This is a genomic window from Cohnella baijiui (genome assembly GCF_020731285.1).
Lineage (GTDB): Bacteria > Bacillota > Bacilli > Paenibacillales > Paenibacillaceae > Cohnella.
This window is the reverse complement of the sequence record NZ_JAJFOW010000004.1, coordinates 39,953-57,885: the sequence shown is the minus strand read 5'-3', so window position 1 is coordinate 57,885 and position 17,933 is coordinate 39,953. Positions and strand designations below refer to the sequence as shown.

Here is a 17,933-nt window from a genome sequence, read left to right as displayed (position 1 = left end):
GTCAGGCCGTTGCCAGAATTCGGACGGCCTCCTCGCATTGACCGAACGCAAGCCGCTTCAGTTCCTCCGCTCCGCCCTGCTCGAGGATCGTCCCTTGGACGACGATCGAGTCCAGCATCTGCACCCCGACGAACCGCATGATCGTCTTCATGTAGCTGTCTCCGAATTCCAGCCGCGCCAGGTCTCCGTCGTAGACGCGACCTCTTGCGTTGATATGGATCCCTTTTCGGCCCTCCAGCAGCCCGATCGGCCCTTGGGGCGTGTACCGGTACGTCTTGTCCGGGATCACGACGGCGTCGAGATACGCCTTCATCATCGGCGGCAGCCCCAAATTCCACATCGGCGTCACGAATATATATTTATCCGCGGATGAGAATTGGTCCGTGAGCTGGCCGAGCGCCGCAATCTTGCGTCGCGCGTCTTCGATCAGCGATGGGAAAGCTGCGCCCTGCTGGAGCGCGTCCCAACCGTTCACGATATCCGCGTCGATCAGAGGTATCGGCAGCCGGTAGAGATCCAGTTCTACGACCTCGTCCGCGGGACTGACGGCCTTATAGGCCTCCAGGAAATGCCGGCCGACCGTCAGGCTGAAAGAAGCCTCTTCCCTGCGCGGGTTCGCCGTAATATACAGTACCTTGGCCATGATCCATCTCTCCTCCTTGAATTTTCGCAATCGATTCTCCGCACTACTTCACCGCCAAATTTCTCCGTTGTTCCCTATCGAATTCCCGTTCTATTCCCCGATCTATTCCGCGATCTATTTCTCGTTCTATTTCGCCGATCCGGTCTCGAGCAGCCGCTTCAACCCGTTCAGGATGATCGGCCAGCCGTGATTAAGCCCATCCCTGCCGATGCTTCCATGTCCGCCAGCAGGCTCCTCCCGGAGATCCGTCGGCAGCAGATGCTCGTGCTTCAGCGACAACTTGACCGACTCGTCCATCTGCTGCAGTTCAATGGTCACCTTGGTGGCCCGCTCGCGCGTCGACTTGTCCTCCGTCCACTCGAACGTATAAGACAGCAGCCGGCATGGCTCGCTCTTCAGCACGACGCCTTGCGCGGCGACGGCGCCCTCCCCGAGCAGGAAGACGACGGGCGCCCCCTCCGTCCAGTCCGACCGGACTTGCCTTCCGAACCAGTATTTCTCCGTGAATTCGCCGTTCGTCAGCGCCTCCCACAGCTTCTCCGGCGTCGTCGCGATCTCGGTGACGTATACGAAGGTCGACTCATTCATCGGCTTTCTCCAACTTGGTCTTCAATTCGCTCAACGCCTCCATCCGGTGATGATCGTACTTCCGAATCCAGCGATCGTAGATGTCGCCGATCGGTGCGGCATTCAGGTAATGCAGCTTATTGCGACCTTGCCATTCAACCGCAATCAGATTCGCCTCCTCCAGGATGGTCAGATGCTTAGTGACGGATTGGCGGGCCATGTCCAGATGCTCGCACAATTCCCCCAAGGTTTGTCCGTTGCGTTGGTAAAGCACATCGAGCAGCTGCCTCCGACTTCCATCCGCTAGCGCTTTGAAAACAATGTCCATGGTCATATTCGCATTATATGCAGCCATTTGGCTGCATGTCAAGCTTAGTATCTATTTCTTATGGAACTAAATCAATGTGGATCCGCGCGTTCGGAGCAAACGCTTATTGACAAACCCACTACTGCGTGATACTTTATAGCAGTAGTAAGTAATGCTGCATACCGGTCATACAGAATAGCGAGGAGTGGTTGTGCTGGAAAACCTAACGGAAATGCTCAAGGGGGTGCTTGAGGGCTGTGTCCTTGAAATTATAAGCCGCAAAGAAACCTACGGCTACGAAATCACGCGGCAGCTGAACGCCCTCGGCTTTACAGATGTTGTGGAGGGGACGGTGTACACCATCCTGATCCGGCTTGAAAAAAACAAGTTGGTGGAGATCACCAAGAAGCCCTCCGATATGGGACCGCCGCGAAAGTTTTTCGCGATCAACGACGCGGGGCGCGAGGAGCTTCGGAGGTTCTGGGAAAAATGGGAGTTCGTATCCTCAAAAATGAACGAGTTAAAGGAGAAAAAACAATGAATTTTTGGGAAAAAATCACCGGCAGCGACATGACCAAAGAAATGAAAGCTTTTGATTCGCGAGCCAAAAAGCTGCCGGCTGAGTATCAAGCGGCATGGGAACAAATTAATGCCAATCTTTGGCCGCACTCCAATTTCACCGGTCGCAACCTCATGCCCATTCTTGACGGCGTGCTTGGCCTGCTCGAAGAAACGGCGGCGGACGGTCAGCGTGTTCAAGAGGTTCTGGGCGACGATATCAAAGGCTTCTGTTCAGCGCTGGCCGGCGAAGAAGGGGCAAAGTCTTATCGCGACAAGTGGCGCGAGCAACTCAACCACAATATCGCCAAAAAATTAGGGAAATAGGAGGATCAATATGAGAATTCAAGATATCATCCAAGGCAAAAAAGAGTGGCGGGCGCACGTGGCGCGTGTCAAAGCGCTCCCGCAAGATTATCAGATTGTTTATAAAGAGATGCAAAAATATCTCTTTAAGGTCGGCCCTGTTGACCTTACCGACGGGACGGGTTTGCTCTCGGGGATTGTCGATCTTTTTGAAGAGGGCGCGGCCTCGGGGAAAGGCGTGCTCGAAGTGACGGGCAGTGACGTAGCGGCTTTCTGCGACGAGCTAATCAAAGATTCAAAAACTTACGCCGACATCTATCAAGAATCCGTTAACCAAAAAGTTTCCGCGGCTATAAAGAAGGCTACGGATAAAACAAAGTAAAAGGGGATGGATTCAAAATGAAAGACATCGCAATCCAAGTGAAGGGGCTGCATAAATCCTATAAACAGCTTCCTGTTCTAAAGGGCGTGGATTTCGAGGTGGAAAAAGGCAGTATCTTCGCCCTGCTCGGCTCCAATGGGGCGGGTAAGACAACAATTGTCAAAATCCTCACCACGCTGCTCAAGCATGACGACGGAGTCGCCACCGTGGGCGGATTCGATGTTGCGTCAAAGCCGGACCATGTGCGGCAGTCGATCAGTTTGACCGGGCAATTTGCCGCAGTCGACGAGATTTTGACCGGGCGGGAGAATCTGATTTTGATCGCGAAGCTAAGGCACCTTAAAAATCCGCGCCAGGTTGCGGATGACATGCTTAAACGCTTCGGCCTGACAGACGCCGCGGACCGAAAGGCATCTACGTATTCGGGCGGTATGCGCCGCAGACTCGACATCGCCTTGAGCCTTGTGGGAAATCCGCAGATTATTTTCCTCGACGAGCCGACGACCGGGCTTGACCCCGAGGCTCGCATCGAGGTTTGGAAGACCGTCAAGGAACTTGCCGACGGCGGCACGACGATCTTTCTAACCACTCAGTATTTGGATGAGGCCGAGCAGCTTGCCGACCGAATCGCCATTCTCCACGAAGGCAGGATTATCGCCAACGGCACGCTCTCGGAGCTAAAAAAGCTGTTCCCGCAAGCGAAGGTGGAGTATGTGGAAAAACAGCCGTCGTTAGAGGAGATCTTCCTCGCCATCGTCGGCAAGAAGGAGGCCATGTAAATGGAGACGGTAAAGAATCACTTTTTTAGCGATATGGGCGTTATGCTTGGGCGCTCCATGCGCCAGATTTTCCGCAGCATGGACACCATCATCACGGTCTGCATCACTCCGATTGCGATGATGCTGCTATTCGTCTACGTGTTCGGCGGCGCCATTCAAACCGGTACGGATAACTACGTGAACTACCTATTGCCCGGCATCCTGCTCATTGCGATTGCAAGTGGCATTTCCTATACGGCTTACCGCCTGTTTATGGATAAGCAACGGGGCATCATAGAGCGGTTCCACTCCATGCCGATTGCGCGTTCCGCCGTCCTGTGGGGGCACGTGCTGACCTCGGTGGTATCCAACGTCATTTCTCTCGTCGTCATCATTCTCGTAGCGCTTGCGATGGGCTTTCGCTCGTCGGCGGGGGTACTGCCTTGGCTTGCCGTTGCCGGTATACTCCTATTGTTTACACTGGCATTGACGTGGGTCGCGGCGATTGCCGGATTGTCCGGAAAAACGGTGGAAGGCGCAAGCGCATTTTCCTATCCGCTTATCTTCCTGCCGTTCATCAGCTCGGCCTTTGTGCCGACCGATTCGATGCCGAAGGTCGTTCGCGCTTTTGCCGATAACCAGCCGGTGACTTCCATCGTGGAATCCATCCGCGCGCTGCTGTCCGATCAGCCTGTGGGCAATGAGATATGGATCGCGCTTGCGTGGTGCGTCGGAATTATGCTCGTAGCATACTTCTTTGCGATGCGCGCGTACAAACGGAAAGCAGCATAATGTCCTTCTTTGCGTCAAATAATGGGGAATAGGATAACCAGGGAGCAGACTGCCACGGGGGCCTGTTCCCTTTTTTATTGGTGTAGGCAATCGTAAATGCCGTTACGCTAACGGATTGCCGCCCTCGGGCGGCTCCTTTTCGCGCTTGCGCCCTCCCTACCTCGACCGACGATGATTTTCCGACCTACCGGTAAAAAAATACCGTGCTTTCTCTTGCTCATTACGTTACGTCATGTGGTGTAATAAAAAGGGAGGTGAGAGGCATGGATGAAACGGAAGCGATTTATACGGTGGGCGAGCTGGCTGCGGCCGCGGGCGTCTCCGTTCGAACGCTGCAGCATTACGACAACATCGGGCTGTTGCCTACAAGCGGCCGTACGGCCGGGGGGCGACGTTATTATACCGAGGAAGACCTGTTCATCCTGGAGCAGATCCTTTTCTACAAATCGCTGGGCCTTTCTCTGCATGAAATAAGAGGCAAAGTAGTCGCGCATCCGGAGCCGTCGGAGATGACCCGGATCCTTCAGGAGCAGGAGCTCGCTCTCTATCGGAAAATCGAAGACGCGCACGCCGGCTTGGCGGCGATCGAAGCCTGCCGGACTTCCATCGCCACAGGGAACCATCCCTCCTGGCAGCTGCTGACCGGCTTTATCCGAACGTTAAGAAACAGCAATCTGACGGACTGGCGAGGATATCCGTTTAACGAAGATCAGAATGGCGTGTTCGGCAAGCAATTCTCGAACAAACAAGATGCCTTCGACCTGTATCACACGTGGAGAAAATTGGCGCTTAGAGCGGTAGCGCTGGCCGAGGCCGGGGCGCAGCCCGAGGATCCGGCCGCGCAGAGCCTGGCCGAGGATTGGCTCAAGATGGTCGCGGAAGCAACCGGGGGCGAAGCCGAGCATATCGATGCTTTCGCCCAAGTGCAGCGCGACCGGGAACGGTGGCCCGAAGGGGACCGCGAATTGATGGAGGCTTCTCAGCCTTTTATCGACCTGGCGGTCCAATGCCGTCCGGCGTCCCCAAAGGAGGATCAGTCCTTATGAGCCATACACCGTATCAACCCACCCAATCGTCTCTGAATCGCCACCCGGTTCCGGATTGGTACGAGGATGCCAAATTCGGCATTTTCATTCACTGGGGCTTGTTTTCGGTGCCCGGCTTTGCGCCTTTGGGCAGTCTGGCGGAGACGCTCAAGACGGACTACGACCGGGCCTTGCTGAATTATCCCTATTCCGAAGGCTACTGGAACGCGATCAAGGACCCTCGGTCGCCATCCGCCCGATACCATCGGGACAAGTATGGCGACATGCCTTATCAAGGGTTCAAACCGATGTTCATGGAGGCACTGAGCCGGTGGGACCCGGCCGCTTGGGCGAAAACCTTTCGCGACGCCGGAGCCCGGTACGTGGTCATCGTGTCCAAGCACCATGACGGCTTCTGCCTGTGGCCGACCGAGGTGCCCCATCCGCACGAGCGCGACTGGTTCAGCCCTCGCGACTTGATCGGCGAATTCGCCGAAGCCGTCCGCCGGGAAGGCATGCGATTCGGCATCTATTATTCGGGCGGGATCGACTGGACGTTTCGGCGTAGAATTTCCAAGACGTTCATGGATTATTCCTTCTCCACGCCCGGGGGCGATTATCCGGCCTATGCCGACGCCCAGGTTCGCGAGCTCATCCGGCGGTACCGGCCGGATATTCTCTGGAACGATATTTGCTGGCCCGGCGATCTGGACGCGCTGTTCCGTTTGTTCGCCTACTACTACGAAGCCGTGCCCGACGGCGTGGTTAACGACCGCTGGAAACACGCGACGGCAAGCGCGAAATTCATGGGTCTCAAACCCGTGCGCGCCCTCATGGACATGATGGTCAAAGCGATGATCAAGAAAAACCCCGATATCCACTCCGCTCTCGTGCAGCCCGCCATTCCGCACAGCGATTTCGCGACGCCGGAGTATACGAAATATTCGGACATTCAGGCAAAAAAGTGGGAAATGACGCGCGGAATCGGCAATTCCTTCGGCTACAACCGCAACGAGGGCGAAGCGGACTATGCTTCCTTCGAGACGCTGCTGTTTGATTTTCTCGATGCGGCGTCCAAAAACGGCAACCTGCTGCTGAACGTGGGGCCGCGCGGCGAAGATGCCCAAATCCCCGCCGAACAGCTCGACCGGTTGTCCCGATTCGGAGAGTGGCTGGGGCGAAACGGACAAGCCGTCTACGGCACGCGGCCTTGGACGCGGGCGGAAGCGACCGCCGAAACGGGGGAGGCGATCCGATTTACGCGGAAGGACGGCTGCCTTTATCTGATGATCCTGAGCACATTTAGCGGGACGGAGCTTCGCGTAAAAGAAACGCCTCTCGACGGCGAAGCCTTCTTGCTGGCCGACGGGAGCCCGGTACGGATATCGCGCGAGGGAGACGTCACGACCCTGGTCTTTGCCCGGGAGCTTCGGAATGTCGTCGCGCCCGTCGTGGTTTTTCGCCAGGCGTGACGGGAGCGCCGGGTCCGCAACGCCAAGGAGCTGCCCGCAGGCAGCTCCTTTTGCGTTTTATTCGGATATCTCGAACGCCTCGAACCGGCCGCGCCCCAGCACGTACAGCAGCTCGCCGTTGCACGCCTCGTCGTCGCCGGTCAAGCCCTCCAGCACGCGGTCAAACGCAAAGCCGAGCTTCTCGAACACCCGAAGCGAGGCCGCGTTGCGCGGATCGGCCTTGGCGTACAGACGGGACAGCCCGATCGTGCCGAAGGCGTACGCCGCGAGCGCGCCGGCCGCTTCGGTCGCGTAGCCTCGGCCCCAATGCTCGCGGCCGATGAGGTAATACAACTCCTTGTCCGGCGCGAGGAAGTCCAGCACGCCGACCCCGCACCAACCGATCATCGCGCCCGTCTCCCGGCTCCGAACGGCGAACGAGTACTTAAACGGTCCGTCGAACGGCGTCCGGTAGCTGTCGATCAGCCACGCGAACAGCCCCTCGTACGCCTCTCGCGGCATGACGTCCAACGGCATATAGGCGAACAATGCCGGGTCCTGCATCAGCGCGAACGACTCTTGCAAGTCTTCCATCCGATAAGGTCGAATCGAGAGCCTTTCCGTCTCCAATCGCATCGCCGTCAATCCTTCGTGCATTCCGTTGACCTCCTCAGCCTTGTACATGATATTCATCACTTCAACGCAATCCGGCCCTTCGATATGCTGAGAAAAAAACGAAAGAAGGGATTGCCATGAAACGCGTCGCTTGGGTCGGCCTATATGCGGGTCTGATCGCCGGCATCGCCGCCGTTCTCCTCTATTTCTTGCTCACCTCGCTGACGGGATATCGCTTTGTTCAGTTGAATCCGGTGTCCATCCTGGTCGTCTCCGTCCTCGTCAATCTGATCGGCGCGGCGCTCTACGCCTGGCTCCGCCGGAAAACGGCCCGCCCCGGCTTGCATTACGCCTGGATCGCCATCGCTTTCGGTACGCTGCTGTCGCTCCTGGACTGGGCCTATCCGCCCGAGCCGCATGTCGGCGATATCGCGGCGCCGATCCACGCGCTCGTCGTAGGAATCTCCGTCTCGCTCATTCCGAACCGTCTTCGCCGTAGTACGGGAAAGTAGCTCGAACGAAAGCCGATCCCGTGGTACGATACATTCAAACCCCGGGATGACAGGAGGCGACGCGCGTGAGAAAGTGGTTGATGCTGGCCCCGCTGCTCCTCCCGTTCCTCTACCTGTTTTTCTGGCCGTTCCGGCCGGCGTGGCTGGAAATGCTGCTCTTCGTCTTGTTCGCCGCCGCGTATCGGCAGAGCTACATGGACGCCAAGCGCCGGGAGGGGTATATCGTCGCGCAGATCGCGGCGGTATCGCTGATCGGCTGGATCGAAGGCCCTTGGTGGCTGAGCCTCGGCTTGTACCCGGCGATCTCCATGAGTTTGCTTCCGACCTATCGCCGAATCGGCTGGATGGTCGGAATCCTGCTCGTTAGCTTCGGCGCGGCGACCTTCGCGGCTTACGGACAGGAAGACTGGTCATGGCGCTTCGCATGGCTGCCCATAATCCTGGCGATAGCCGCCGCCCCTTATATCATGAAGCTGTACCAGATCTCTTGCGAGAACCGCGACCGGCTGCGCGAGGCCAACGACGAAATCGCCCGTCTCGTCAAGCAAGAGGAGCGGCAGCGGATCGCCAGGGACCTGCACGATACGCTCGGGCATCAGCTGTCGCTGATCACGCTCAAGAGCGAGCTGGTCGAGCGGCTCATCGACGCCCACCCGGATCAAGCGGCCGAGGAGGCGCGTGACGTGCAGCGGATTACCCGCTCGACGCTGCTCCAGGTCCGCGAGCTGATCAGCGACATGCAGGCGATCGACATCGCCGAGGAGTTCCGGCAGGCCTGCGAGATTTTCCAGTCGGCGGGCATCTCCTTCGAAGCGGTGCACGACCCTTCCCTAAAGGCCGCGCCCGTCGTCCAAAATATATTGGGCATGTGCTTGCGCGAATGCGTGACTAACGTCATCAAGCACAGCGGAGCCGACCGGTGCACGGCGACGCTCCGCGAGGAGCCCGGCTCATTCAAGCTTCGCGTGGAGGACAACGGAACCGGCATCGCGCAGGATCGCGGACGGCTCGCTCGATTCGGCAACGGACTGCTGGGGATGAAAGAGCGGCTGCTGCTGATCGAGGGTAAGCTCGAATGGGCGTCCGATCAAGCGAACGGAACGAGCGTGACGATCACCGTGCCGAAAATCGACAGGCCAGCGATGGCGGAGGGGATCGGATGAAGATCATCATCGCGGAAGATCAAGGCATGCTCCGAGGGGCGATCAGCCGCCTGCTCGGGATGGAGGACGATATCGAGGTCGTCGGCGAGGCGGATGACGGCGAGGAAGCGCTGGCGCTCATCCGCGGCCGCGAAGTCGATATCGCCGTCCTCGACATCGAGATGCCGTTGCGGAGCGGACTGGAGGTGGCGGAAATCCTGCGCGCGGAGGGCCATCCGTGCAAGGTCGCCATCGTCACCACGTTCGCCCGCGGCGGGTATTATCAGCGTGCCGTTCAGGCGGACGTTCAAGGCTATTTGCTCAAGGAGGCCCCCGTGACCGAGCTGGCCAAAGCCTTGCGCAAAATCCACGCAGGCGGGCGGGTGTTCAGCCCGCATCTGACGTTTGCGATGCGGGAGGACACAAACCCGCTCACCCCGCGCGAGACCGAGGTGCTGACTTATCTGAAACGGGGACACACCGTCGCCGAGATCAGCCGCCTCCTTTACCTCTCTCCGGCGACGGTCCGCAACTACATCTCCGAAATATTGCAAAAGCTCGAGGCCAAAACCCGCATCGACGCCGTCGCGATCGCGGAGAACAAAGGCTGGCTCTAGGCCAGCGCCCGCTGCAGGACGACGCGGTGGCGGAGGATCCAGGAGGCGGCCCGAGCCCGCCATGCGATTCCCCACAGCGGCCCCTCGCTGTCCGGGGTCGCCTGAAGCTCGATCGCTTCTTCGGCGGTCTCCCGCACGACCACCTCCAGAATGCGGTCGTACAAGCCCTGACGCTCGGCGATAGAGGCGCCGTAGGCCTCCACCAGCAGCCGCAGCTGTCGCGCGCGGACGTCCAGCGACGGCAGCCCCACCCGCCCCGCAACGTCATCGTCGTGCAGCTGGGGAAAGAGCCAGCATACCCGCGCGAGCTCCATCAGCGGATCGACGGGGCCGGCGAACTCCCAATCGATCAGCGCGAACGACAAGCCCTCCCGTACGACGGTATTCCACGGCGCCACGTCGCCGTGGCTGTAAACGTACCGCGGACCTCCCAGCTCCCGCAAAAACCACGGCTTCCATTCGGCCTTCGCGCCGGGATCGAATGCGGCTCCCGCTTCGTGCAGCAGGCGCAGCATGCCGCCGACGGCCTGGAGCGCCTCGTCGCTCCACGGGCCGGGGTGGATGAATTCCCCTTCGATATAGCTAAGCGTCTCATTGCCCTGCTCGTCCGTCCCGGTCCCGAGCACGCTCGGCAAAGCGGTAAAGCCCGCCTCAGGCAAATAACGCAGCAGCGCCTGAACGCTCGGTGTCCACGGACCCGAGGGGCGAAGCACCGCATCCTCCCGGCGAATCACCGATTTATCGGGGGACAGCACCGTGTCTTCGCGCTCCCCGAGCCGTTCGTTGTCTTCGTTCGTCACAAGGCTGCTCCTCTCGTTCGGGCGGACTTCAGCCGCCCAACCCTTCTTTTCCCCAGCATACTGGTCCAAGGGCAGGAAGAAAAGGCAGAGATTGATTATAGCCGAACAGGCGACGGCTACGCGAAGGTTGGCTCTTGGATCGACCGAAGCGCCTCGAGCATAGCGGCTTCGCCGCGACCTGCGCACCGCCTCATGAATAGCGGGCCATCAGCTCCGTCAGCCGCTTGCGGATCGCGTCCTTCAGCTCGGCCGGCTCCTCCAGGACCACCCCGTCCCCCAATCCGATCATGAACTCCGCGAAAAACGGCATATCGTCGCGGGGCACCTCCCGGTCGATCGCGCCGCTGCCGTCCTCGCGAATGCGCAGCATCGGCGCGAGCCACAGCTCCGCCTCGCAGCGCTGAACGCCTGCCGGGGTCAGCTCGGCGCGCAGCCGGACGGGATCCCGCGGAGCGGCCGCTTCCCGGCGGCTCAGGCGGACGTCGCCCAGATCGAGCGGCTCCGTGCCCGAGGCGTCGTACGCCGCCTCGCGGATCCGGTCGCAGCGGAACACGCGGAAGCCTTCGCGCCGAAAGCAATAAGCCGTGCAGTACCAGTAGCCGTTGTTCGCGTAAAGGCAGACCGGCTGTATTTTGCGGCAGCTCGCCCCGTCCTCCTTGGACTCATACTCGATCTCCAGCACCTTGCGGTCGACAGCCGCGTCGAGCAGGATGGACAAGTAAGGCGCGTCGCGCCAGCGGGTCGGTGCGATGAAGTCGATCCGGTCCTTCATGGCGTCGATCCGATCCCGCACGTCCCCTGGCATGTGCAGATAGAACTTGTTCAGCGCGGACGCGGACTCCGCCTCGAAGGGCAGCGACGAGTAATGGCGCAGCGCGTGTACCGCAAAAAACATCGCCACGGCCTCTCCCTCCGTAAAGGCGATCGGCGGCAGCACCCGTTCCCGCACCACCTGATATCCCCCGTGCGGTCCGACTTCCGAATAGAGCGGCACTCCGAGCTCGCTCAACTCCTGCAGATCCCGCAAAATCGTCCGCTTGGACACGCCGAACTCGTCGGCAAGCTCCTGAACCTTAAACCTCCGTTTTCGGTTCACCGTCATCATCAATTCCATCAGCCGTTTGGATTTGGGCATGGGGCGGCCTCCTTTCCTCTTCTTCCCTTTCCGATCTCGGTCCGTACAGTCGATGACAGATGCTGTCACCATTATGAGCTATGATCGAATCATCCAGCAACTGCCCAAGGAGGGATCGGCCATGCGCCGCCACATCGTTCTGTTTTTCCTCATCATGTTCCTGATCGGCACCGATACGTTCCTCATCTCGCCCCTGCTCCCGACGCTGCAGCACGAGTTCGGCATGCCGGTAGGCATCGCCGGCTGGATGGTCGGCGCCTATACGCTCGGCTCCGCCGTCTTCGCCTTGATCGCCGGCCCCCTGTCCGACGGCTGGAACCGCCGGACGGTGCTGCTGTGCGGCTTGCTGGGCTTCGCCGTTTCGACGATTCTATGCGGTTTCGCGGACGGCTTTTGGACGATGTGCCTGTTCCGTTTGCTCGCCGGCGTCAGCGCGGCGTTCACCGCGCCGCAGGTATGGGCGTCCATCCCCGCCGTCCTTCCGCCGGCACGCGTGCCGAAGGCGATGGGCGTCGCCTTCGGCGGCCTCGCCGCCGCGCAGGCGCTGGGCGTGCCGATTGGCAGCTGGCTCGCGGCCGGCGGCTGGTCCGCCCCCTTCTGGGCGATCGGGGGCGGGGCACTCGTGCTTGCCGCCTTCGCCTTCCGCCTGCTGCCCGACATGAAGCCCGGCGCGCCTCGTGCCGAGCGAACGTCGATCCTGCGCCGGTATGCCCCGCTCCTGCAGAGCGGCAAAGCACGGAGCGGCTTCCTCGCGTACCTGCTCCTTCACTTAGGCAGCGGAACCGCCTTCGCCTTTGCCGGCAAGTGGATGACCGATCGCTTCGGCCTGTCGATCGGCCAGCTCGGCACCGTCATGATGTTCCTCGGCCTCGGCACGCTTGCGGGAAGCATGATCAGCGCCTTGGCGACGCGCAAGCTCGGCGCCGCGGGCGCCGTCACCATCGGCATGTCGGCTCTCGTGGCGCTCTATGCGGGGATGCCGCATCTTGGCGGACTCTCCGGCGTGACCGCCGCTTATCTGGTCATCAACACGGTGCTCGGCGTGATCTTCCCGATCGTCATGGCGGGGCTTACGTCGCTGAACGCCTCCATTCGCGGCACCATCTCCAGCCTCGCCAACGCGACGATGAACGGCGCCAATACGCTCGGCGCCTGGCTCGCCGGCCTGCTCTACGTCCAGCTCGGCGGCTTCTCGGCGATCGGCGCGTTTGCGGGCGCATGCCTTGTGCTCTCGCTCGGCCTGTTCCTGGCCGGCGGCTTGCTCGCCAAGCGAGGGACGGCGGCCGGACGAGAGTCCGCTTCGTCGGCCTCCTGAGCGTCGTATGCAGAAATGGCGGCCGATAGGGGGATCCCTAGGCCGCCATTTCTTCTTTTTCTTCAACTGGCGCATGGCGATGGATGCCGAACACGGGCTCGTCAATAAGGAACATTTTGCTCCCTGTCGCTTGCGTGCCCGATCTCGTTTCAGAAGTGCACCCGTTACTCAGTATGATTTTTCGAATAGAATGGCCCAGAAACTCGCAAAAATCACCCATTCAATATGAAATTTCATATCGGTTCGCCGAATATCTCGATTTCGGGCCTCATGGATATGATTTTTCATATACAGGACCCGCCGCTACTGCCCGCCGCCGACCGGTTCATCGCCCTTCCCCAGCCGTTTCGTCTCCCAGAAGACTTGGCCGCGTGCCGCTTAGCCTTGCTCGTTATCGTAGGCGTATTCCCGCTCGACCCTACAAATCCGGACGGTGTAATTCTCGTACCAGACCTCCCTGCCCTTCTCCTGGGCGACCCGATGCGCTTCGTTGCGCTTCCAGTCCGCGATCGCCTCGAGGCTGGACCAGTAGGAGACGGTGATGCCGGCGCCCGACGCGTCCCTCACGCTCTCGACGCCGATAAAGCCCGGCTGCCGCCTCGCCAGCTCCTCCATCCGGTCGGCCATGCTGCCGTAGCCGCGATCCCCTTCCGTACGCCGGCTCGTGAAGATGACCGCGTAATACGGCTCGTTCATACCTTTCTCCATCCTGGCTTCGCTCCCCATTTCGCAATGTCAAGCATGCCACGATTATACGCCTTTTCGTCGGAAGGGAACATCCTTTGAAACCGAGTTGCCTACGCCTCATTCGCCCATCCGCCCTGCACGCAAAAAGGGCTCCGGATGGGAGTCCGTTATGGGGCTCGCCATAATGGCAGCATTTTCTTTGCATGCGCTTTGGGGGTTCAGCCGATGAGAATAGACTCCCGTTCGCGAAAGTAAGAAGCCGTCTGCATGACCATGCGGTCAAGCTGCGCCGGATCCGGCCGTCCATGCATCGCCGGATAAGGATCTCCTCCGGGTCCGAGCGGCTCAGGCGTAACATATCGCCCATCGCGGTTGAAGCCGAGCAGATAGAGCGCCATAATGACGGTGTCCAGATCGAGGGAGCCGTCGCCTAAAGCGCAGCGGTTGCTATCGGCCATATGCAAATTGAGCAGTTGCTCGCCTGCGGCCATTAGCGCTTCCCCGATATGGGATTCTTCCGCTTGCATATGATAAACATCCCCGTTAATATGCTGCACGCCGGGGTGATCAACGGCGCGAATATAGGCTTGGGCATCCGCAATCGTATGGACGTAGCTTGTCTCGGCGGATCGGATCGGCTCGATCGCCGCTTGAACGCCATGCTTCACGAACAGATCGGCAACGGAGCGAAGCGTCTCCGCGCTCCGTTCCAACTCCATATCGTCGTACTTCTGCGGCCGGCCCACGGCCCCCGGAACGACGAGCAAGTAGGAGCCGCCCACCGCAGATACGAACTCGATCTCCCGCTTCAAATAGTCGATCGCCGCTTGACGATCGATCGCGCGGCTGCTGGATAGATCGTTGTCCTTCGAGAACATGCCGCATACGCCGGCTGCCCGGATGCCGCAGGACCCGAGGATCTCCAGCGTCTCCCCGGCGCGGTAGCCGAGATCCGGGCCATAATGGTTGCCGTGCAGCTCGATGAATGCGATGCCTGCCTTCTGCAGCCGCTTGGCCGAAACCTCCAGCGGTTCCATGCCGAAGCCCCAGTTGCTCCAGGACAAGTTCAGCCTTTTCTTCAAGCGTTCCGGTCGGTTCTTCTTTAATTCCAGAAAGGCGGTTCGTATTTTGTCGTTCTTCTGCTCATATAGCTGCTTTGGCATCGGCATGCGCTCCTCGCAGGCTAGATTGGTCTTCTCATGGCAGGTTTTGCACCGCTTCGCTTAACTTCATCCCGTCTGCAGGAATGAACTGCCTCCAATACACAATCGAATCCCGCATTTTTTTCAGAATATCCGCGTTCATCTCGCTGGTGCCGGAGAAAATTTCAAGGGTGAGATAGATTTCCGCGCATTTTGGAGGCAAGTCTTCTTCGTCTGGGACTTGGTATGCTTTCTCCAATGCCTTCAACAAAGGTTCGCCCAAAATGATCCCGTTCCGGTTGTATTCCTCCGTGAAAGGCAGATGGGAGGAAGAGGCGCCGGTCGTTTGCTGCAAATGTATGATCGGCGAATAGCCTCCCAGCTCCTCCAGCCAGCGATAAGTGTCTCCATCCGATTGCTCTGCGAATAGATGCGGATAACGATCCATCTCCCGGACGATCTGCGCCGCGTAACTTGCTTGTCCCTCTGCCGGCTCGCGAATCATTCGGTCAAAAAGCGCATAGGCCGATTTGGGACCTAGCCAGAAGGAGGGCTGATAGCCGTCCTTGCGGAAACGATCCGCCATTTCCTCGATTCTCCACGCGTTCGGACGAAGAAATTTGGACTGCCCGCTCTGATGACCCGTATCCAAAGTCATATAAAACGGCGATTGAGATCGTCCGAATACTTCCCTGAGCAGCCGCTTCGAGCCTTCGATTGTCCAAGGGATTTGATGCGGCGTATACATTTGCTCGACTCCGGGGGCGCGGATGCCAAGCGTACGGGCATATTCCGCGATATCCGCAAGCCTGGTGTAGAGGTCCTCTTCCGCTTCCTTGTAGGCTTCCGGGCTCTGCAGGACGGAGTCGGAAAAGGCATGGCAATAAAAGCCGAGTCCGGCGCTTAAGCTGGCGGCGATATCGGCCATCGGCTTCAACCATTCGTTCTGAATCCGGTCTCTGACGGCAGGGTCATGGTGTGTCAACCCTAAGGTCGCGTAAGTGCCATGGCCGGAATAAAGATTGGCAACCCGGACGCCCCTTTTTCGGCCTTCCGCCTGCACTTCCCGTACCCATCGCTCCAAATAACCCCGGTCCATATAAAGAGGATCGCATTCGTTATCCGCGCTTGCTTCTACGCAGGTTACCCCCATATTCCCCAGCAATTCCAGCCATTCGGACGGCCTCGTCCATCGCTTGGAAGCGAAGCAATTGTCTACAGCCAGATAGATCTTCGGATCGATCATCGAGGTTTACTCCATTCCGTAACGTCCCTGGAATTACAACAGTCCTGCCATCCGCAACCCATGCCATATCCCATCGTCCTCAACATTTCTAGTCACCAACTTGGCCGCTTTTTTCACGACGTCCGGCGCATTTCCCATCGCAATGCCGGTTCCGGCGAATTGGAGCATTTCAATGTCGTTCAAGTAATCGCCGAATGCATATATCTCTTCCTTGCGGACGCCGAGGCGACGGATCATCGCTTCAATGCCTTTCGCCTTTGAGCCTCCGAATGGCAGCACGTCCATAGATAACGGGTGCCAGCGAATAAAATTCAGATAGGGAAAACGCTTCCGGTACATCGGCTCCTCATCTATCGTGCAGAAAACCAAACTCTGGTAAATATCCCTGCCGCGGAAATAGGCCGGATCATGCGTCGGATGGGGGACTTGGAGCGTAGCAATGCTCTCTTCAATATGGACATGATATTCCGCATTGCTTTTCATCGTCTCAAGGTCCATGTAGACAAGAGGATGTCCCTTCGCATCGGCAAAATCAGTCAGTTCCCGAAGCAGATCGGCGCGAATCGGATTCTTTAACAACGGTTCGTTCTTCCACTCCACATATTGGCCGTTGAAGCTGACGAATGACTCGATCCCCAGTTGCTCCCGAACGTGTTTGAACATAAAGGGGCCCCGGCCCGTAGCGATAGCTGCTTCATGTCCCGCCTGCTTCAGCTGCCGGATTGCCTGTATCGCCGAAGCGGGCAGTTTTTTATCATGATCAAGCAGCGTGCCGTCGATATCGAAAAAAACGAGCTTTCCCGTCATATGTTCACCCTTTTCCAATGGCAACGCGGACATGCCTGTCGCAGGAATGTCCGCGCGCTTCACTCAAGCGGCATTAAAATGGATATTGGTCCGCATTTTCTTTGGTAAACTCGGTCGGAGGCCCCATGACGACCGTTTTGTTGTCGGATTTCACCGTGATTTTACCGACGTTTGGCACTTCCTGGCCGTCGGTAGGAAGCTTGCCTTCCGCCAAATCTTTAGCCAGCGCAACGGTTAAATAGCCGAGCGCTCCCGGATCCCAGAGCAGCGCGGAAGATAAGGAGCCGTCCGCCAGATACGGCTTGGAGTCTGTCGGCAGGGCCGTACCGACGACCGCCACTTTCCCCTGAAGCCCTTTCTCCTGAACAGCTTGCGCTGCGCCAATCGGGGCTACCGTAGAGTAGGCCATGATGCCTTTCAGATTCGGATAGGCCTTGAGCAGATCCAACGTTTTTTGATAGGCGACCTGTTGTTTCTCATCCGTTGCGATTTTGTCGCTGACGAATTTCAAGCCGGGGTATTTTTCCGCCGCTTGTTTTTGAGCCCAGTCGATCCATGTGTTCAAGTTAGCCGCAGACAATCCGCCCGTGAGCAGTGCGACTTCGCCCGTATCGGTTCCCATCTTCTCGACAAGCTTGTCTGTAATCGTCCGTCCGAATACTTCATTATCGATTTGCTGTACGGAAAGCTCGACTACGGATGGATCGGCGGGGGTATCCCAGTCCATGATTTTGATTCCTTGTTCTTTGGCTCGTTTCAATACGGGCGTCAGAGAAGCGGGATCGTTCGGCGCCACCGCGATCACATCGACCTTCTGGCTGATCAAGTCTTCGATGACTTTGACTTGCTGAGCCGCATCCCCCTGGGTCGGACCCGTATAGATCACGTCTACGCCCAGATCTGCTCCTGCTTTTTTGGCACCGGTCTCCGATGCGTTAAAATAAGGAATGCCGATAAGCTTAGGCACAACGGCAATCTTTAGCTTCTTGCCGGATGCCGGGGATGACGGCGCTCCCGAACCCGCGTCAGGGCTCGCGCCCGCATTCTCATTCTTCGAACCGCAAGCCGATAAAATCAAAGCGAAAACCATGACCAGACTTACCATCATTCCGGAAAACTTTTTCAT

22 protein-coding genes are annotated in these 17,933 nt (G+C 58.7%); 11 read left to right on the top strand and 11 right to left on the bottom strand.

Going from position 1 to position 17,933, the window contains the following annotated elements; all coding sequences use genetic code 11:
• Position 1: 1 nt before the first annotated feature.
• The 3 genes from LKX83_RS05590 to LKX83_RS05580 all read right to left on the bottom strand — a co-directional run bounded on the left by LKX83_RS05590 (position 2) and on the right by LKX83_RS05580 (position 1,538).
• On the bottom strand, positions 2 to 643 hold the full coding sequence (locus tag LKX83_RS05590) for an FMN-dependent NADH-azoreductase (protein ID WP_227881185.1): 642 nt from the start codon (positions 641 to 643) through the stop codon (positions 2 to 4).
• 126 nt (positions 644 to 769) lie between these two features.
• A complete protein-coding gene (locus LKX83_RS05585) occupies positions 770 to 1,231 on the bottom strand; it encodes an SRPBCC domain-containing protein (RefSeq protein ID WP_227881184.1) in 462 nt (153 codons plus the stop codon).
• Complete coding sequence (locus LKX83_RS05580) at positions 1,224 to 1,538, bottom strand: ArsR/SmtB family transcription factor (RefSeq protein WP_227881183.1); 315 nt, start codon at positions 1,536 to 1,538, stop codon at positions 1,224 to 1,226. The genes LKX83_RS05585 and LKX83_RS05580 overlap by 8 nt, the downstream gene beginning before the upstream one ends.
• 211 nt (positions 1,539 to 1,749) lie before the next feature.
• On the opposite strand from LKX83_RS05580, the gene LKX83_RS05575 reads away from it, so the two are divergent.
• The 7 genes from LKX83_RS05575 (at position 1,750) to LKX83_RS05545 (ending at position 6,810) form a co-directional block, all read left to right on the top strand.
• On the top strand, positions 1,750 to 2,058 hold the full coding sequence (locus tag LKX83_RS05575) for a PadR family transcriptional regulator (protein WP_304518299.1): 309 nt from the start codon (positions 1,750 to 1,752) through the stop codon (positions 2,056 to 2,058).
• On the top strand, positions 2,055 to 2,402 hold the full coding sequence (locus tag LKX83_RS05570; protein WP_227881182.1) for a DUF1048 domain-containing protein: 348 nt from the start codon (positions 2,055 to 2,057) through the stop codon (positions 2,400 to 2,402). The genes LKX83_RS05575 and LKX83_RS05570 overlap by 4 nt, the downstream gene beginning before the upstream one ends.
• A 10-nt stretch (positions 2,403 to 2,412) precedes the next feature.
• Entirely contained in the window at positions 2,413 to 2,763 is a 351-nt protein-coding gene (locus tag LKX83_RS05565; RefSeq protein WP_227881181.1) for a DUF1048 domain-containing protein, read from the top strand.
• Positions 2,764 to 2,780: 17 nt separating this feature from the next.
• The gene (locus LKX83_RS05560; RefSeq protein ID WP_227881180.1) at positions 2,781 to 3,542 is read left to right on the top strand and encodes an ABC transporter ATP-binding protein; all 762 of its coding nucleotides are present in this window, start codon (positions 2,781 to 2,783) and stop codon (positions 3,540 to 3,542) included.
• Positions 3,543 to 4,313, top strand: a complete 771-nt coding sequence (locus tag LKX83_RS05555; protein WP_227881179.1) for an ABC transporter permease — start codon at positions 3,543 to 3,545, stop codon at positions 4,311 to 4,313.
• Positions 4,314 to 4,576: 263 nt separating this feature from the next.
• Positions 4,577 to 5,359, top strand: coding sequence for a MerR family transcriptional regulator (locus LKX83_RS05550; protein ID WP_227881178.1), 783 nt, complete (start codon positions 4,577 to 4,579; stop codon positions 5,357 to 5,359).
• Entirely contained in the window at positions 5,356 to 6,810 is a 1,455-nt protein-coding gene (locus tag LKX83_RS05545; RefSeq protein ID WP_227881177.1) for an alpha-L-fucosidase, read from the top strand. The genes LKX83_RS05550 and LKX83_RS05545 overlap by 4 nt, the downstream gene beginning before the upstream one ends.
• Positions 6,811 to 6,867: 57 nt before the next feature.
• On the opposite strand, the gene LKX83_RS05540 is transcribed toward LKX83_RS05545, so the two are convergent.
• On the bottom strand, positions 6,868 to 7,446 hold the full coding sequence (locus LKX83_RS05540) for a GNAT family N-acetyltransferase (protein ID WP_227881176.1): 579 nt from the start codon (positions 7,444 to 7,446) through the stop codon (positions 6,868 to 6,870).
• Positions 7,447 to 7,541: 95 nt separating this feature from the next.
• On the opposite strand from LKX83_RS05540, the gene LKX83_RS05535 reads away from it, so the two are divergent.
• The 3 genes from LKX83_RS05535 (at position 7,542) to LKX83_RS05525 (ending at position 9,675) form a co-directional block, all read left to right on the top strand.
• The gene (locus LKX83_RS05535) at positions 7,542 to 7,916 is read left to right on the top strand and encodes a DUF6069 family protein (RefSeq protein WP_227881175.1); all 375 of its coding nucleotides are present in this window, start codon (positions 7,542 to 7,544) and stop codon (positions 7,914 to 7,916) included.
• A 65-nt stretch (positions 7,917 to 7,981) separates the two neighbouring features.
• Positions 7,982 to 9,079 (top strand): sensor histidine kinase, encoded by a 1,098-nt coding sequence (locus LKX83_RS34255; protein WP_227881174.1) that lies wholly within the window; start codon positions 7,982 to 7,984, stop codon positions 9,077 to 9,079.
• Positions 9,076 to 9,675, top strand: coding sequence for a response regulator transcription factor (locus tag LKX83_RS05525; protein WP_227881173.1), 600 nt, complete (start codon positions 9,076 to 9,078; stop codon positions 9,673 to 9,675). The genes LKX83_RS34255 and LKX83_RS05525 overlap by 4 nt, the downstream gene beginning before the upstream one ends.
• Here LKX83_RS05525 and LKX83_RS05520 read toward each other — a convergent pair.
• Together LKX83_RS05520 and LKX83_RS05515 are read right to left on the bottom strand one after the other, a co-directional pair.
• Positions 9,672 to 10,475: a phosphotransferase gene (locus LKX83_RS05520; RefSeq protein WP_227881172.1), complete on the bottom strand. Its 804-nt coding sequence runs from the start codon at positions 10,473 to 10,475 to the stop codon at positions 9,672 to 9,674. The genes LKX83_RS05525 and LKX83_RS05520 overlap by 4 nt on opposite strands.
• 190 nt (positions 10,476 to 10,665) lie before the next feature.
• A complete protein-coding gene (locus tag LKX83_RS05515; RefSeq protein ID WP_227881171.1) occupies positions 10,666 to 11,610 on the bottom strand; it encodes a helix-turn-helix transcriptional regulator in 945 nt (314 codons plus the stop codon).
• Between the two features lie 121 nt (positions 11,611 to 11,731).
• On the opposite strand from LKX83_RS05515, the gene LKX83_RS05510 reads away from it, so the two are divergent.
• The gene (locus LKX83_RS05510) at positions 11,732 to 12,925 is read left to right on the top strand and encodes an MFS transporter (protein WP_227881170.1); all 1,194 of its coding nucleotides are present in this window, start codon (positions 11,732 to 11,734) and stop codon (positions 12,923 to 12,925) included.
• Positions 12,926 to 13,303: 378 nt separating this feature from the next.
• Here the strand turns inward: LKX83_RS05510 and LKX83_RS05505 are convergent, their stop codons facing one another.
• The 5 genes from LKX83_RS05505 to LKX83_RS05485 all read right to left on the bottom strand — a co-directional run bounded on the left by LKX83_RS05505 (position 13,304) and on the right by LKX83_RS05485 (position 17,933).
• The gene (locus LKX83_RS05505; protein ID WP_227881169.1) at positions 13,304 to 13,633 is read right to left on the bottom strand and encodes an antibiotic biosynthesis monooxygenase family protein; all 330 of its coding nucleotides are present in this window, start codon (positions 13,631 to 13,633) and stop codon (positions 13,304 to 13,306) included.
• Between the two features lie 197 nt (positions 13,634 to 13,830).
• Positions 13,831 to 14,775 carry a sugar phosphate isomerase/epimerase family protein gene (locus LKX83_RS05500; RefSeq protein ID WP_227881168.1) on the bottom strand — a complete coding sequence of 315 codons (945 nt, stop codon included), beginning with the start codon at positions 14,773 to 14,775 and terminating at the stop codon, positions 13,831 to 13,833.
• A gap of 34 nt (positions 14,776 to 14,809) precedes the next feature.
• Positions 14,810 to 16,000, bottom strand: a complete 1,191-nt coding sequence (locus LKX83_RS05495) for a sugar phosphate isomerase/epimerase family protein (RefSeq protein ID WP_227881167.1) — start codon at positions 15,998 to 16,000, stop codon at positions 14,810 to 14,812.
• A 33-nt stretch (positions 16,001 to 16,033) separates the two neighbouring features.
• Positions 16,034 to 16,807 (bottom strand): Cof-type HAD-IIB family hydrolase, encoded by a 774-nt coding sequence (locus tag LKX83_RS05490; protein WP_227881166.1) that lies wholly within the window; start codon positions 16,805 to 16,807, stop codon positions 16,034 to 16,036.
• A gap of 73 nt (positions 16,808 to 16,880) precedes the next feature.
• Complete coding sequence (locus LKX83_RS05485) at positions 16,881 to 17,933, bottom strand: autoinducer 2 ABC transporter substrate-binding protein (protein WP_227881165.1); 1,053 nt, start codon at positions 17,931 to 17,933, stop codon at positions 16,881 to 16,883.

Excerpts from the sequence above, each read along its gene's own strand:
- LKX83_RS05485 (WP_227881165.1), bottom strand. The coding sequence starts at position 17,933 with ATGAAAAAGTTTTCCGGAATGATGGTAAGTCTGGTCATGGTTTTCGCT.
- LKX83_RS05590 (WP_227881185.1), bottom strand. The coding sequence starts at position 643 with ATGGCCAAGGTACTGTATATTACGGCGAACCCGCGCAGGGAAGAGGCT.
- LKX83_RS05500 (WP_227881168.1), bottom strand. The coding sequence starts at position 14,775 with ATGCCAAAGCAGCTATATGAGCAGAAGAACGACAAAATACGAACCGCC.
- LKX83_RS05560 (WP_227881180.1), top strand. The coding sequence starts at position 2,781 with ATGAAAGACATCGCAATCCAAGTGAAGGGGCTGCATAAATCCTATAAA.
- LKX83_RS05535 (WP_227881175.1), top strand. The coding sequence starts at position 7,542 with ATGAAACGCGTCGCTTGGGTCGGCCTATATGCGGGTCTGATCGCCGGC.
- LKX83_RS05490 (WP_227881166.1), bottom strand. The coding sequence starts at position 16,807 with ATGACGGGAAAGCTCGTTTTTTTCGATATCGACGGCACGCTGCTTGAT.
- LKX83_RS05540 (WP_227881176.1), bottom strand. The coding sequence starts at position 7,446 with ATGCACGAAGGATTGACGGCGATGCGATTGGAGACGGAAAGGCTCTCG.
- LKX83_RS05510 (WP_227881170.1), top strand. The coding sequence starts at position 11,732 with ATGCGCCGCCACATCGTTCTGTTTTTCCTCATCATGTTCCTGATCGGC.
- LKX83_RS05525 (WP_227881173.1), top strand. The coding sequence starts at position 9,076 with ATGAAGATCATCATCGCGGAAGATCAAGGCATGCTCCGAGGGGCGATC.
- LKX83_RS05545 (WP_227881177.1), top strand. The coding sequence starts at position 5,356 with ATGAGCCATACACCGTATCAACCCACCCAATCGTCTCTGAATCGCCAC.
- LKX83_RS05550 (WP_227881178.1), top strand. The coding sequence starts at position 4,577 with ATGGATGAAACGGAAGCGATTTATACGGTGGGCGAGCTGGCTGCGGCC.
- LKX83_RS05580 (WP_227881183.1), bottom strand. The coding sequence starts at position 1,538 with ATGGACATTGTTTTCAAAGCGCTAGCGGATGGAAGTCGGAGGCAGCTG.
- LKX83_RS05555 (WP_227881179.1), top strand. The coding sequence starts at position 3,543 with ATGGAGACGGTAAAGAATCACTTTTTTAGCGATATGGGCGTTATGCTT.
- LKX83_RS05575 (WP_304518299.1), top strand. The coding sequence starts at position 1,750 with ATGCTCAAGGGGGTGCTTGAGGGCTGTGTCCTTGAAATTATAAGCCGC.
- LKX83_RS05515 (WP_227881171.1), bottom strand. The coding sequence starts at position 11,610 with ATGCCCAAATCCAAACGGCTGATGGAATTGATGATGACGGTGAACCGA.
- LKX83_RS05495 (WP_227881167.1), bottom strand. The coding sequence starts at position 16,000 with ATGATCGATCCGAAGATCTATCTGGCTGTAGACAATTGCTTCGCTTCC.
- LKX83_RS05570 (WP_227881182.1), top strand. The coding sequence starts at position 2,055 with ATGAATTTTTGGGAAAAAATCACCGGCAGCGACATGACCAAAGAAATG.
- LKX83_RS05565 (WP_227881181.1), top strand. The coding sequence starts at position 2,413 with ATGAGAATTCAAGATATCATCCAAGGCAAAAAAGAGTGGCGGGCGCAC.
- LKX83_RS05585 (WP_227881184.1), bottom strand. The coding sequence starts at position 1,231 with ATGAATGAGTCGACCTTCGTATACGTCACCGAGATCGCGACGACGCCG.
- LKX83_RS05505 (WP_227881169.1), bottom strand. The coding sequence starts at position 13,633 with ATGGAGAAAGGTATGAACGAGCCGTATTACGCGGTCATCTTCACGAGC.